We start from the raw sequence: 12,316 nt of genomic DNA, 5'->3' as shown, positions 1-12,316 counted from the left end.
TTATTGAAGAAAGGAGGAACATGAAATGCCAAAAGTAACACTTTTTAATATTAGTGGCAACGAAGTTGGTGAAGTGGAACTGAGCGATACAGTATTCGGTATTGAACCGAATGAGCACGTTCTACATGAAGCTGCGCTTATGCAAAGAGCTTCCCTACGTCGTGGTACACACAAAGTAAAAGGACGTTCTGAAGTTCGTGGCGGTGGACGTAAACCTTGGAAACAAAAAGGTACAGGTCGCGCTCGTCAAGGCTCCATTCGTTCTCCACAATGGAAGGGCGGCGGCGTTGTCTTCGGACCAACACCACGTAGCTATTCCTGGAAACTGCCTAAGAAGGTTCGTCGTTTGGCGATCAAATCCGCTTTGTCCTCGAAAGTACTCGAGAATGACATTATCGTATTGGATAGCTTGACAATGAATGCTCCGAAGACGAAAGAATTCGCAGCAATCTTGAACAACCTGAAAGTAGATCGTAAAGCGTTGATCGTAGCTACTAGCTATGATGATAACGTAGCACTTTCCGCTCGTAACATCCCTGGGGTGAAATTCGTAGCGGCTGACGGCATTAATGTTCTTGACGTACTGACGTACGACAAACTGATCATCACTAAAGAAGCAGTTCTGAAGGTAGAGGAGGTGTTCGCGTAATGAAAGATCCTCGTGATATTATCAAACGTCCGGTGATTACGGAACGTACTTCCGACTACATGAGCGAAATGAAATACGCTTTTGAAGTGGATATCCGTGCTAACAAAACCGAAATCAAAAAAGCTGTCGAGGCTATTTTCAAAGTAAAAGTAACTAATGTGAACACAATGCGCGTACCTGGCAAACTGAAACGTTATGGTAAATATTCTGGTTACACTCCAGAGTGGAAAAAAGCCATCGTTAAGCTTAGCCCGGACAGCAAACCGCTTGAATTTTTTGAAGCGGTAGAATAATACTCTGTTGAAGTAAGGAGGGAACTACAGTGCCAATCAAAAAGTACAAACCGACCTCTCCGGCAAGACGCGCTATGTCCGTGTCTACGTTTGAAGAAATTACAACAAACCAGCCAGAGAAATCGTTGCTTTCTCCGCTGTTCAAACATGCGGGACGCAATAACCAAGGTAAAATTACGGTTCGTCACCATGGCGGCGGACATAAACGTAAATACCGTATTATCGACTTCAAGCGGACTAAAGACGGCATACCAGGTAGCGTTGCTACAATCGAGTATGACCCGAACCGCACATCTAATATTGCTTTGATCCACTATGCTGATGGAGAGAAACGTTATATCATCGCTCCTAAAGGTCTAAGAGTTGGGGATAAAGTAGAGTCCGGTCCTGCGGCCGACATCAAAATTGGTAACAGTCTTCCACTGGAGAACATTCCAGTAGGTACAGTTATCCACAACATTGAGTTGAAACCAGGTAAAGGCGGACAATTGGTTCGTGCAGCTGGTACAGAAGCTCAATTGCTTGGTAAAGAAGAAAAATACTGTTCCGTTCGTTTGTCATCCGGTGAGGTTCGTAAGATCCTTAGCGTATGCCGTGCAACTATCGGTTCCGTAGGTAATGAAGATCACGAATTGATCAAAATCGGTAAAGCTGGACGTAGTCGCTGGCTCGGCCGTCGTCCTGAAGTTCGCGGGGTAGTAATGAACCCTAACGATCACCCACACGGTGGTGGTGAAGGTCGCGCTCCAATCGGACGTAAATCGCCAATGTCTCCATGGGGCAAACCAACCCTTGGTTACAAAACGCGTAAGAAAAACAAGGCATCTGATAAATATATCGTTCGCCGCCGCACTAAATAAGACGCTTCTGGCAAGTTAATAAAGCGCGAAGCGTCGATTCGCGGTTTGAAGAACCGGATGAAGGGAGGATTCACACATGGGTCGCAGTTTAAAGAAGGGGCCGTTTATCGATGGCTACCTGCTTAAAAAAGTTGAGGAACTGAACGAGGCTGAGAAAAAGGTTGTAGTTAAAACTTGGTCCCGTCGCTCAACCATTTTCCCTCAGTTTATCGGACATACGTTTGGTGTATATGACGGCCGTAAACACGTGCCTGTATACGTAACAGAAGATATGGTAGGTCACAAGTTGGGCGAGTTCGCGCCAACACGTACTTACAAAGGCCACGCGGGTGACGATAAGAAAACAAGAAGATAATAATAAGGTCTCTGTTTGAAAGGAGGTTAAACAATGGAAGCAAAAGCACATGCAAGATCGGTGCGAATTTCCGCTCGTAAAGCGAAACTGGTTGTTGACTTGATTCGCGGTAAGCAAGTGGGGGAAGCAATTGCTATTCTTCGCCACACTCCGAAATCCGCTTCTCCGGTCGTTGAAAAGTTGCTTAATTCGGCAATTGCGAATGCTGAGCATAACTATTCTTTGGACGTGAACAGTTTGTTCGTTAGCGAGGTTTTCGTTAACCAAGGACCTACTATGAAACGTTTCCGTCCGCGCGCCATGGGCCGCGCAAGTCGGATCAATAAACGCACGAGCCACATTACACTGGTGGTATCTGAGAAATAAGGAGGGATAACACGTGGGTCAAAAGGTAAATCCAATCGGACTCCGAATCGGTATTATTCGCGATTGGGAATCTAAATGGTATGCAGGAAAAGATTTCGGTACTCTTCTGATGGAAGACGTCAAAATCCGGGAATACCTTAAAGGCAAATTGAAGGATTCCGCTGTTTCCCATATCGAGATCGAAAGAGCGGCTAGCCGCGTGAACGTTACAATTCATACAGCTAAACCAGGTATGGTTATTGGTAAAGGCGGAGCAGAAGTAGAAGTACTTCGCAGTGCAGTTACAGCAATCGCTGGTGGCAAAAAAGTACACATCAACATCAATGAAATCAAGCACCCTGAATTGGATGCAATTCTTGTAGCTGAGAGCATTGCTCAACAATTGGAACGTCGTGTATCGTTCCGTCGTGCCCTCAAACAAGCGATTCAAAGAACTATGCGTTCTGGCGCAAAAGGGATTAAAACTCAAGTGGGCGGACGTCTTGGCGGAGCTGAGATTGCTCGTTCAGAAGGTTATAGCGAAGGAACAGTTCCACTTCATACGCTTCGTGCCGATATCGATTACGGAACGGCTGAAGCACATACAACTTACGGTCTTATCGGCGTAAAAGTATGGATCTACCGTGGAGAAGTTCTTCCCCCAGCTAAGAAACAAGCTGCTCAGGAAGGAGGCAACTAATCATGTTGGTACCAAAACGCGTAAAACACCGCAAGCAACAACGCGGACACATGAAGGGTATGGCAAAAGGCGGTACTGAATTGAACTTCGGCGAATTCGGCCTGGTTGCACTTGAACCGTCTTGGATCACTAACCGTCAGATCGAAGCTGCTCGTATCGCGATGACACGTTATATCAAACGTGGCGGTCAAGTTTGGATCAAGATTTTCCCAGATAAACCTATTACTCAAAAGCCTCTCGAGGTTCGTATGGGTAGTGGTAAAGGTAACGTTGAGAAATGGGTAGCCGTAGTTAAACCGGGCAAGATTATGTTCGAACTCGGAGGCGTGTCGGAAGAAATCGCTCGTGAAGCGATGCGTCTTGCCGCTCACAAGCTGCCTGTAAAGACTAAGTTTGTGAAACGTGAAGAATTGGGTGGTGAAGCAAATGAAAGCTAATGAACTTCGCAACTTAACCACTGCTGAGATTGAACAAAAGATCGCTGGATTCAAAGAGGAACTTTTTAATCTCCGTTTTCAATTGGCAACTGGCCAATTGGACAACCCAACTCGGATTCGTGACGTGCGTAAGGAAATAGCTCGTGCTAAAACCGTGATCCATCAAAGAGTGCTTGGGATTAGTTAAGTGAGACGGATCGCAGATCCGTATTCAGGAAGGAGGCTAACTAATGAGTGAAGAACGTAATGCACGTAAAGTGCTAATCGGTAAAGTGGTCAGTGATAAAATGGATAAAACCATCGTAGTTGCTGTTGAAACCTATAAGAAACACAATTTGTACCACAAACGCATCAAGTCTACGAAGAAATTCAAAGCACATGATGAGGGAAATGTTGCAAAGATTGGCGATACCGTAAAACTCATGGAAACTCGTCCGTTGTCTAAGGACAAACGTTGGAGACTAGTTGAAGTGGTAGAAGCAGCGGTTATCATCTAAGATAATCAAGAGAGTTTTTCCGGAAGGAGGAAATTATAATGATTCAACCATTTACACGTTTGCATGTGGCTGACAACTCTGGTGCGAAGGAACTGATGTGTATCCGCGTACTGGGTGGTACTGGACGCCGTACAGCAGCAATCGGTGATTTGATCGTTTGTTCCGTTAAACAAGCAACACCAGGCGGCGTTGTCAAAAAAGGTGATGTTGTTAGAGCGGTAGTTGTTCGTACGAAACGTTCCGTTCGTCGTAAAGATGGATCTTACATCGCATTCGACGAAAATGCAGCTGTTGTTGTTAAAGACGACAGAAGCCCTCGTGGAACACGTATCTTTGGACCAGTTGCTCGCGAACTTCGCGATAAAGACTACATGAAGATCGTTTCCTTGGCACCGGAAGTTATCTAATAAACACGGCACCAATAAGTTGAAGGTTAGTTATAGGAGGTGTAATAAATGCCTAGAGTGAAAAAAGTTCTGGAATCCCATAACAATAAACTGCACGTGAAGAAAGATGACGTGGTGCTTGTGATCAGTGGTAAAGACAAAGGCAAAAAAGGCCGTGTCATCGCTGCTTATCCTCGTGAAAACCGCGTTCTGGTAGAAGGCGTCAATATGGTGAAAAAACACCAAAAGCCGAACCAGCTGAATCCACAGGGTGGAATTATTGAGCAGGAAGCTTCGATTCATGTGTCCAACGTAATGCACATCGATCCGAAGACCGGCAAAGTAACCCGTATCGGTTACAAAGTTTTGGACAATGGTAAAAAAGTTCGGATTGCTAAAAGATCCGGAGAGATTATCGACTAATCTAGCCCTTAAGAAAGGAGGTTAAATCTTCATGGCAGCAAGAATGAAAGAACGTTTTCTTAACGAAATTACACCTGCTTTGATGCAGAAGTTTAACTATACAACTGTTATGCAAGTACCTAAGATCGAGAAGGTTGTCATCAACATGGGTGTGGGTGACGCTGTTCAAAACTCCAAAGTACTTGATGCTGCAGTTAATGACATGCAGTTGATCGCTGGTCAAAAACCAGTAATCACTAAAGCTAAAAAATCCATCGCTGGTTTCAAACTACGCGAAAATATGCCGATTGGGGTTAAAGTAACACTGCGCGGAGAGCGTATGTATTACTTCTTGGACAAATTGTTCAACGTAACACTTCCACGTGTACGTGACTTCCGTGGTGTTTCCACTAAAGCCTTTGACGGCCGTGGTAACTACACACTTGGTCTTAAAGAACAATTGATCTTCCCCGAGATCGAATATGACAAAGTGGATAAAGTCCGCGGTATGGACATCGTTATTGTAACGACTGCTAAGACGGACGAGGAATCCCGCGAGCTGCTGGGTCAGCTGGGAATGCCTTTCGCAAAATAAAGTCGGTTAATCCATTTTCTCCGAAAATGTTTAGGAGGTGTCAGGCTAAGTGGCAAAAACTTCGATGAAAGTTAAACAACAACGTACGCCTAAGTTTAAAGTACGTGCATATACACGTTGCGAACGTTGTGGTCGTCCACATTCGGTACTGCAAAAGTTCAAAATTTGCAGAATTTGTTTCCGTGAATTAGCTTATAAAGGCCAGATCCCTGGCGTGAAAAAAGCAAGTTGGTAAGAAGTTTATAAACGGGAAGGAGGTTTACACACATGACTATGTCTGATCCTATTGCAGATATGCTTACTCGTATTCGTAACGCTAACATTGTGCGTCACGAGACGGTAGAAATGCCTGCTTCTACTATGAAGAAACAAATCGCTGACATTTTGAAGCGTGAAGGTTTCATCCGCGATGCGGAATTCGTTGAAGATAGCAAACAAGGGATTATCCGTATCTTCTTGAAATACGGCCCTAACCAAGAGCGTGTTATTTCTGGTTTGAAAAGAATCAGTAAACCAGGCCTTCGCGTATACACGAAGAGCAATGAAGTGCCTCGTGTACTCGGTGGTCTAGGAATCGCGATTATCTCCACATCTAAGGGAGTTATGACCGACAAAGAAGCTCGTCAATCAAAATCTGGCGGAGAAGTTGTCTGCTACATTTGGTAATAAACGTCACAAGATAAGGAGGTGCAACACATGTCTCGTATTGGTCGCAAACCAATCGCAGTACCTAGCGGTGTAGATGTCACTTTGGACAACGCCGTTATTACAGTAAAAGGTCCAAAAGGTTCTTTGACTCGTGAGCTTCATAAAGACATGAAGGTTACAGTTGAAAATAACGAAATTACCGTTGTTCGCCCGTCGGATAACAAATTGCATCGTTCACTTCACGGCACAACCCGCTCCGTTGTCAACAACATGGTAGCAGGTGTGACTGAAGGTTTCTCGAAATCTCTGGAACTGGTTGGGGTCGGATATCGTGCAAGCAAATCCGGAGATAAAATCGTTCTGAACGTTGGTTATTCCCACCCGGTTGAAATTACACCGGAAGCTGGTATCGAGTTCGAAGTTCCTGCGAACACGAAGATCATCGTTAAAGGTATCGATAAAGAACGCGTTGGCGCATACGCTGCTAAAATCCGTTCCGTTCGTGAACCAGAACCGTATAAAGGTAAAGGTATCAAATATGAAGGCGAGCGTATCATCCGCAAAGAAGGTAAAGCTGGTAAGAAGAAATAACCAGTTTAAACTTAATTGTAAGATACCCCGTGCATCTTAAAGTGAAGCTGTTTACGGCAAACTGAAGGGAGTGAAAGGGAAGTCATGATTACAAAAGAAGATAAAAACAAGGCTCGTCTCAAAAGACACCTGCGTGTTCGTAAGAAGATCCAGGGAACTACTGAGCGTCCACGTTTGAACGTATTCCGTTCTTCGAAACACATCTATGCTCAACTGATCGATGATGTTAAAGGGGTTACTATCGTATCCGCTTCTACACTTGATAAAGATCTGAGCGCTAATATCGGTAATGGCGGTAGCGTTGAAGCTGCAGCGAAAGTTGGCCAATTGGTCGCTGAGCGTGCCAAAGAAAAAGGATATGCAGTGGTCGTATTCGACCGCGGAGGTTACTTGTACCATGGACGGATTCAAGCATTGGCTGATGCAGCTCGTGAAGCTGGTCTTGAATTCTAGAATAATTCTTAAAAGGAGGTTAACGACTTGCGTGTAGATCCGAACAGTTTAGAACTGACAGAAAGAGTTGTACACATTAACCGTGTTGCAAAAGTTGTAAAAGGCGGACGCCGTTTCAGCTTTAGTGCACTTGTTGTTGTGGGCGACGGCAACGGCTACGTCGGTGCTGGTATCGGTAAAGCCGGCGAAGTTCCGGATGCCATCCGTAAAGGCATTGAAGACGCCAAGAAAAACCTGATTCACATCCCAATCGTAGGAACTTCGATTCCCCATCTCGTTACTGGACACTTCGGCGCAGGACGCGTGTTGCTGAAACCAGCATCAGAGGGTACTGGCGTTATCGCTGGCGGTCCAGTTCGTGCGGTATTGGAATTGGCAGGCGTTGGCGACATTTTGACAAAATCACTGGGTTCTTCGAATTCCATGAACATGGTCAATGCAACTTTGGAGGGACTTTCCCGTCTGAAACGCATTGAAGAGGTCGCGAAACTTCGCGGCAAATCTGTCGAAGAATTGCGCGGTTAAGGAGGGGAACGTCAATGGCAAAATTGCAAATTACCCTCGTACGTAGTGTAATCGGACGTCCAGAAACACAACGTGTTACTGTTAAGACGCTCGGCCTGCGTAAACTCAACACGACAGTGGTTCACAATGACAGTCCTGCAATTCGCGGAATGATCAATAAAGTGAGTCACTTGCTATCTGTAACTGAAATTGAAGGCTAAACGCCTCGCATAAATTAACAAACATAAGGAGGTGCAAACGATGAAGTTACATGAACTTGCTCCAGCTCCTGGTTCCCGCAAAGAACGCAATCGCGTTGGTCGTGGTCCTAGTAGCGGAAATGGTAAAACTTCCGGTCGCGGTCACAAAGGTCAAAACTCACGTTCTGGCGGTGGTGTTCGTCCGGGCTTCGAGGGTGGACAAAATCCGCTCTATCGTCGTCTGCCTAAACGTGGTTTCGTCAATCCTACCCGTAAAGAGTATGCGATTGTGAACCTGGAAGATCTGAATAGCTTTGCAGAAGGAACTGAAGTGACTCCGCAGTTGTTGCTTGAAACTGGTGTTGTCAAGAATTCCAAAAGCGGCATCAAGATTCTCGGCAACGGTGAGTTGACCGTAAAATTGACTGTACAAGCAAATAAGTTCTCTCAATCTGCGGTAGAGAAAATCGAGGCTGCCGGCGGTAAAACCGAGGTGATCTAATGTTCAAGACGCTTAAGAATATCTGGCATGTTGAAGATTTGCGCAAAAAGATCCTGTTTACCTTGTTCATTCTGATTATCTACCGTATCGGTTCGTTTGTTCCGGTTCCTGGTGTGAACAAAGATGTACTGCAAACAGCAAATCAGAGCGGTGACGCTTTGATGGGACTCTTGAACACCTTTTCGGGCGGAGCGCTCAAAAACTTCTCGATATTTGCGATCAGTATTTACCCGTACATTACAGCATCCATCATCGTGCAATTGCTGTCGATGGATGTTGTTCCTAAGTTTGCTGAATGGGCTAAACAAGGGGAGCACGGGAAAAAACAATTGGCGCAAATCACTCGTTACGGTACAGTGATATTAGCCCTGATCCAAGGTTTTGCTACGTCGATAGGGTTTAACCGGATATATAATACTCAAATGATGCCGAATGCGACATTTGCTGATTACTTGCTGGTTGCCATTATCTTGACGGCGGGTACTTCTTTCTTGATGTGGCTTGGTGAACAGATTACCGAAAAGGGAATCGGGAACGGGATTTCGATCCTGATTTTTGCGGGAATCGTCGCCGCCATTCCGGGATATATCACAAGTACGGCTAACTCAAGTTTTATTCAGCCGGATCAGGTGTTCCTGAATATTCTTAAAGTCGTTATCGTGCTGATTGTGATTGTAGCGATTATTACAGCAGTTATCTTCGTACAGCAAGGTATTCGGAAGATTCCTGTTCAATACGCTAAACGCGTAGTCGGCAATAAAATGTACGGTGGACAGAATACACATATCCCATTGAAAATTAATGCGGCAGGTGTAATTCCGGTAATCTTCGCCGTATCATTGCTTCAGTTCCCAGTTGTTCTCTCCAGTTTCTGGTCAACACATGCCTGGGCTCAATGGATTGCTAAGTATTTAGCAACCGATGCTCCACTTGGTATGCTTCTGTATGTAGTGATGATCATCGGGTTCACGTTCTTCTATACGTTCGTGCAGATGAATCCTCAGCAGATGGCCGATAACATGAAGAAGAATGGTGGTTACATTCCAGGTATCCGTCCTGGTAAAGCTACAGAGAAATATCTGACTAGAGTAATGTCTCGTCTGACTATGTCCGGCGCTTTGTTCCTAGCTTTGATCTCTGTTCTGCCGATGTTCTTCGGTGCTTTATCTGGATTGCCTAAAGAAGTTCGAATTGGCGGTACATCACTGCTGATCGTAATCGGTGTGGCATTGGATACTATGAAGCAGATCGAGAGCCAATTGATCAAACGCCATTACAAAGGCTTCATCAATAAATAGGTGATAGGTTCCGGTGAAGCTTAAGTTTTTATTCTTCCCGGCACCTATTATGCTGTTTCTTGCTTGGTGGCGAACTTTTGGGGGGAGAGAGAAATCGTGAACATTTTATTCATGGGCCCTCCTGGGGCAGGCAAGGGAACACAAGCGGCAGAAATCGTTAAAGAATTTGGTATTCCTCATATTTCAACAGGAGATGCTTTCCGTTTGGCAATCAAACAGGAAACTCCGGTGGGATTGAAGGCCAAATCATTTATAGATCAAGGTTTGCTTGTACCAGATGATGTGACCATTGGGATAGTCGAAGAACGGCTGCAGCAGTCCGATTGCGAAAAAGGATTTCTATTGGATGGTTTTCCAAGAACTCTTTCGCAAGCGGAAGCGCTGGATGATATTCTTAGCCGTTTGAACACTTCTTTGGATCATGTCATCAACTTGAATGTTGACCGTGGATTGCTAATGGCGCGTCTTACTGGACGTCGTATCTGCAGCGTTTGCGGAGCATCCTACCATTTAATCTTCAACCCGCCGAAGCAAGATGGCATTTGCGACATTGATGGCGGTGAATTATATCAACGTCCGGATGACAACGAAGAAAGTGTAGGCAAGCGCCTGGATGAGTATGATAATAAAACAGCGCCGCTGCTTGCGTTTTATGATAATAAAGGTCTTTTGCGTCAGGTAAACGGGGAAAACGAAATTAATGTCGTTACTTCTGAAATCGTGTCTTTAATGCGGGGTTAATGTAATGATCATTTGTAAATCCGAACAGGAACTTGCCTTTATGAGGGAAGCTGGTCGAATTGTTGCCGAGAGTCACCGTCTTATTGCTCAGACCATTGAGCCTGGCATTACAACGGGCGAGCTCGACAGAATCGCCGATCAATACATTCGCAGTCAAGATGCTGTGCCGTCTTTCAAAGGCTACAACGGTTTTCCTGCCAGCATTTGCGCTTCAGTCAACGAACAATTGGTGCATGGATTTCCAGGTAAACGTAAACTGATCGAAGGCGATATTGTTACGCTGGATATCGGTGCAGAGTACCGCGGTTATCACGGTGATTCCGCCTGGACCTACGGTGTGGGCAGCATTTCCGAAGAGGCTCAGCGTTTGCTGGACGTTACGGAAGGCTCCTTGTACGCGGGACTGGCGTTAGTTAAGCCGGATGTGCGCTTGTTTACAATCTCCCATGCTATTCAGCAATACATCGAAGAGGCTGGTTTCTCAGTCGTACGTGAGTATGTTGGTCATGGTATTGGGGCAAAACTGCATGAAGAACCGCAAATTCCGAATTATGGCATAGCGGACCGCGGACCACGTCTGAAACCGGGTATGGTGCTCGCGATTGAGCCGATGGTAAACGCAGGAAAGAGACATGTCAGAACACTGGAAGATAACTGGACTGTCGTTACGGTTGATGGCTCACTATGTGCTCACTTCGAGCATACAGTAGCAGTTACTCCGGACGGCATGGAAATTTTCACAAAACTGAATGCGTAGGTGATCTCCTCTTGAATACTGTGAGCAGCCCGCAGGTTGGTCAATTAGTGAGAATTCTCAAAGGCAAAGATGCCGGAGAGGCAGCCGTTGTTATCGCAGTTGTTGATAGCAGATTTGTATACATTGCAGATGGAGACAAACGTAAGTTTGATGGGCCAAAGAAGAAGAATATTCTTCATCTTGAGCTCATACCCTTCATCAGCAGTGAGGTTGTGGACAGTTTGAAGGAAACTGGGCGGGTAACAAACGGAAAGCTGCGATTCGCAGTCATGAAGTATGCTGGACCCACCGGAATAAGTGCTGATGAGAAAGGAGACTAACTGTGGCTAAGGAAGATGTCATTGAAGTAGAAGGTACTGTCCTTGAACCGTTGCCAAACGCAACGTTTAAGGTTGAGCTTGAGAACGGTCATCAAATACTTGCCCATGTATCCGGTAAATTGCGGATGCACTTTATCCGTATTTTGACCGGAGACAAAGTGGTCGTGCAGTTATCGCCTTATGATTTATCAAAAGGTCGTATAACTTACCGTAAATAGATGGGAACTACGAAAAAAGTTTTGCTTCGCAAAACTTTGAGGAGGTAATTAACATGAAGGTAAGACCTTCTGTAAAGCCCATTTGCGAGAAATGTAAAGTAATCCGCCGCAAAGGGACTGTTATGGTGATTTGCGAAAATCCGAAACACAAACAAAAACAAGGTTAAGAAGGGGGTGTAGCGTAAAATGGCTCGTATAGCTGGAGTGGATTTGCCACGTGACAAACGCGTTGAGATCGCCTTGACTTATATTTTCGGAATCGGTAAAACGACTTCTCAGAAAATTCTTAATGAAACAGGCATTAGCGCTAATACACGTGTCCGTGATTTGACGGAAGATGAAGTCAGCAAACTGCGTGAAACGATCGACAAAACGGTTAAGGTTGAAGGTGACCTGCGTCGTGAAATTTCCTTAAATATTAAACGTCTTACTGAGATCGGCTGTTACCGCGGTGTTCGCCACCGTCGTGGATTGCCTGTTCGCGGTCAACGTACTAAAACGAATGCCCGTACCCGGAAAGGCCCGCGTCGTACGGTAGCAAACAAAAAGAAATAATAAGGGGGGA

The 12,316-nt window shown here is 45.3% G+C and carries 26 protein-coding genes; all 26 read left to right on the top strand.

What is annotated here, in order from left to right; translation table 11 throughout:
• The first annotated feature begins 25 nt into the window (after positions 1-25).
• A complete protein-coding gene (rplD, locus tag NSQ91_RS29095) occupies positions 26-649 on the top strand; it encodes a 50S ribosomal protein L4 (protein ID WP_036680536.1) in 624 nt (207 codons plus the stop codon).
• Complete coding sequence (gene rplW, locus NSQ91_RS29090) at positions 649-942, top strand: 50S ribosomal protein L23 (protein ID WP_036680537.1); 294 nt, start codon at positions 649-651, stop codon at positions 940-942. The genes rplD and rplW overlap by 1 nt, the downstream gene beginning before the upstream one ends.
• Positions 943-971: 29 nt before the next feature.
• Positions 972-1,802, top strand: a complete 831-nt coding sequence (rplB, locus tag NSQ91_RS29085) for a 50S ribosomal protein L2 (protein WP_036680541.1) — start codon at positions 972-974, stop codon at positions 1,800-1,802.
• Positions 1,803-1,878: 76 nt separating this feature from the next.
• A complete protein-coding gene (gene rpsS / locus NSQ91_RS29080) occupies positions 1,879-2,157 on the top strand; it encodes a 30S ribosomal protein S19 (protein WP_036652940.1) in 279 nt (92 codons plus the stop codon).
• Positions 2,158-2,190: 33 nt separating this feature from the next.
• Positions 2,191-2,523: a 50S ribosomal protein L22 gene (rplV, locus tag NSQ91_RS29075; RefSeq protein ID WP_036680546.1), complete on the top strand. Its 333-nt coding sequence runs from the start codon at positions 2,191-2,193 to the stop codon at positions 2,521-2,523.
• A gap of 13 nt (positions 2,524-2,536) precedes the next feature.
• A complete protein-coding gene (gene rpsC / locus NSQ91_RS29070; protein ID WP_038573452.1) occupies positions 2,537-3,202 on the top strand; it encodes a 30S ribosomal protein S3 in 666 nt (221 codons plus the stop codon).
• A gap of 2 nt (positions 3,203-3,204) precedes the next feature.
• Complete coding sequence (gene rplP / locus NSQ91_RS29065; RefSeq protein ID WP_036680552.1) at positions 3,205-3,639, top strand: 50S ribosomal protein L16; 435 nt, start codon at positions 3,205-3,207, stop codon at positions 3,637-3,639.
• Positions 3,629-3,826, top strand: coding sequence for a 50S ribosomal protein L29 (rpmC, locus tag NSQ91_RS29060; RefSeq protein WP_019908232.1), 198 nt, complete (start codon positions 3,629-3,631; stop codon positions 3,824-3,826). Before rplP ends, rpmC begins: the two co-directional genes overlap by 11 nt.
• A 43-nt stretch (positions 3,827-3,869) precedes the next feature.
• On the top strand, positions 3,870-4,136 hold the full coding sequence (rpsQ, locus tag NSQ91_RS29055) for a 30S ribosomal protein S17 (RefSeq protein ID WP_036680554.1): 267 nt from the start codon (positions 3,870-3,872) through the stop codon (positions 4,134-4,136).
• Between the two features lie 38 nt (positions 4,137-4,174).
• Entirely contained in the window at positions 4,175-4,543 is a 369-nt protein-coding gene (gene rplN / locus NSQ91_RS29050; protein WP_036680556.1) for a 50S ribosomal protein L14, read from the top strand.
• Positions 4,544-4,591: 48 nt separating this feature from the next.
• Positions 4,592-4,945 (top strand): 50S ribosomal protein L24, encoded by a 354-nt coding sequence (rplX, locus tag NSQ91_RS29045; protein ID WP_076099615.1) that lies wholly within the window; start codon positions 4,592-4,594, stop codon positions 4,943-4,945.
• A gap of 31 nt (positions 4,946-4,976) precedes the next feature.
• Positions 4,977-5,519 carry a 50S ribosomal protein L5 gene (gene rplE, locus NSQ91_RS29040; RefSeq protein ID WP_036680558.1) on the top strand — a complete coding sequence of 181 codons (543 nt, stop codon included), beginning with the start codon at positions 4,977-4,979 and terminating at the stop codon, positions 5,517-5,519.
• A 49-nt stretch (positions 5,520-5,568) separates the two neighbouring features.
• The gene (locus NSQ91_RS29035; protein WP_013312154.1) at positions 5,569-5,754 is read left to right on the top strand and encodes a type Z 30S ribosomal protein S14; all 186 of its coding nucleotides are present in this window, start codon (positions 5,569-5,571) and stop codon (positions 5,752-5,754) included.
• 32 nt (positions 5,755-5,786) lie between these two features.
• Complete coding sequence (gene rpsH, locus NSQ91_RS29030) at positions 5,787-6,185, top strand: 30S ribosomal protein S8 (RefSeq protein ID WP_036680560.1); 399 nt, start codon at positions 5,787-5,789, stop codon at positions 6,183-6,185.
• A 30-nt stretch (positions 6,186-6,215) separates the two neighbouring features.
• Positions 6,216-6,758: a 50S ribosomal protein L6 gene (gene rplF, locus NSQ91_RS29025; protein ID WP_036680562.1), complete on the top strand. Its 543-nt coding sequence runs from the start codon at positions 6,216-6,218 to the stop codon at positions 6,756-6,758.
• 84 nt (positions 6,759-6,842) lie between these two features.
• A complete protein-coding gene (gene rplR / locus NSQ91_RS29020; RefSeq protein ID WP_036680564.1) occupies positions 6,843-7,211 on the top strand; it encodes a 50S ribosomal protein L18 in 369 nt (122 codons plus the stop codon).
• A gap of 27 nt (positions 7,212-7,238) precedes the next feature.
• Positions 7,239-7,736: a 30S ribosomal protein S5 gene (rpsE, locus tag NSQ91_RS29015; RefSeq protein ID WP_036652980.1), complete on the top strand. Its 498-nt coding sequence runs from the start codon at positions 7,239-7,241 to the stop codon at positions 7,734-7,736.
• 14 nt (positions 7,737-7,750) lie between these two features.
• Positions 7,751-7,936 (top strand): 50S ribosomal protein L30, encoded by a 186-nt coding sequence (gene rpmD / locus NSQ91_RS29010; protein ID WP_036680567.1) that lies wholly within the window; start codon positions 7,751-7,753, stop codon positions 7,934-7,936.
• 40 nt (positions 7,937-7,976) lie between these two features.
• The gene (gene rplO / locus NSQ91_RS29005; RefSeq protein WP_036680569.1) at positions 7,977-8,417 is read left to right on the top strand and encodes a 50S ribosomal protein L15; all 441 of its coding nucleotides are present in this window, start codon (positions 7,977-7,979) and stop codon (positions 8,415-8,417) included.
• Positions 8,417-9,715 (top strand): preprotein translocase subunit SecY, encoded by a 1,299-nt coding sequence (gene secY, locus NSQ91_RS29000; RefSeq protein WP_076130016.1) that lies wholly within the window; start codon positions 8,417-8,419, stop codon positions 9,713-9,715. The genes rplO and secY overlap by 1 nt, the downstream gene beginning before the upstream one ends.
• A 96-nt stretch (positions 9,716-9,811) precedes the next feature.
• Positions 9,812-10,456 (top strand): adenylate kinase, encoded by a 645-nt coding sequence (locus NSQ91_RS28995; RefSeq protein WP_038573451.1) that lies wholly within the window; start codon positions 9,812-9,814, stop codon positions 10,454-10,456.
• Between the two features lie 4 nt (positions 10,457-10,460).
• Positions 10,461-11,213 (top strand): type I methionyl aminopeptidase, encoded by a 753-nt coding sequence (gene map / locus NSQ91_RS28990; protein WP_076305240.1) that lies wholly within the window; start codon positions 10,461-10,463, stop codon positions 11,211-11,213.
• 11 nt (positions 11,214-11,224) lie between these two features.
• On the top strand, positions 11,225-11,533 hold the full coding sequence (locus tag NSQ91_RS28985; protein ID WP_036680581.1) for a KOW domain-containing RNA-binding protein: 309 nt from the start codon (positions 11,225-11,227) through the stop codon (positions 11,531-11,533).
• A 2-nt stretch (positions 11,534-11,535) separates the two neighbouring features.
• A complete protein-coding gene (gene infA / locus NSQ91_RS28980) occupies positions 11,536-11,751 on the top strand; it encodes a translation initiation factor IF-1 (RefSeq protein WP_036652996.1) in 216 nt (71 codons plus the stop codon).
• Between the two features lie 53 nt (positions 11,752-11,804).
• Positions 11,805-11,918: a 50S ribosomal protein L36 gene (gene rpmJ, locus NSQ91_RS28975; protein WP_003322638.1), complete on the top strand. Its 114-nt coding sequence runs from the start codon at positions 11,805-11,807 to the stop codon at positions 11,916-11,918.
• 19 nt (positions 11,919-11,937) lie between these two features.
• The gene (gene rpsM, locus NSQ91_RS28970; protein WP_036680583.1) at positions 11,938-12,306 is read left to right on the top strand and encodes a 30S ribosomal protein S13; all 369 of its coding nucleotides are present in this window, start codon (positions 11,938-11,940) and stop codon (positions 12,304-12,306) included.
• Positions 12,307-12,316 lie beyond the last annotated feature (10 nt).

The organism is Paenibacillus sp. FSL R7-0048, from assembly GCF_038004505.1.
In the GTDB taxonomy this organism is placed as follows: domain Bacteria; phylum Bacillota; class Bacilli; order Paenibacillales; family Paenibacillaceae; genus Paenibacillus_AQ; species Paenibacillus_AQ odorifer.
This window is presented reverse-complemented; position numbering and strand designations above follow the sequence as displayed.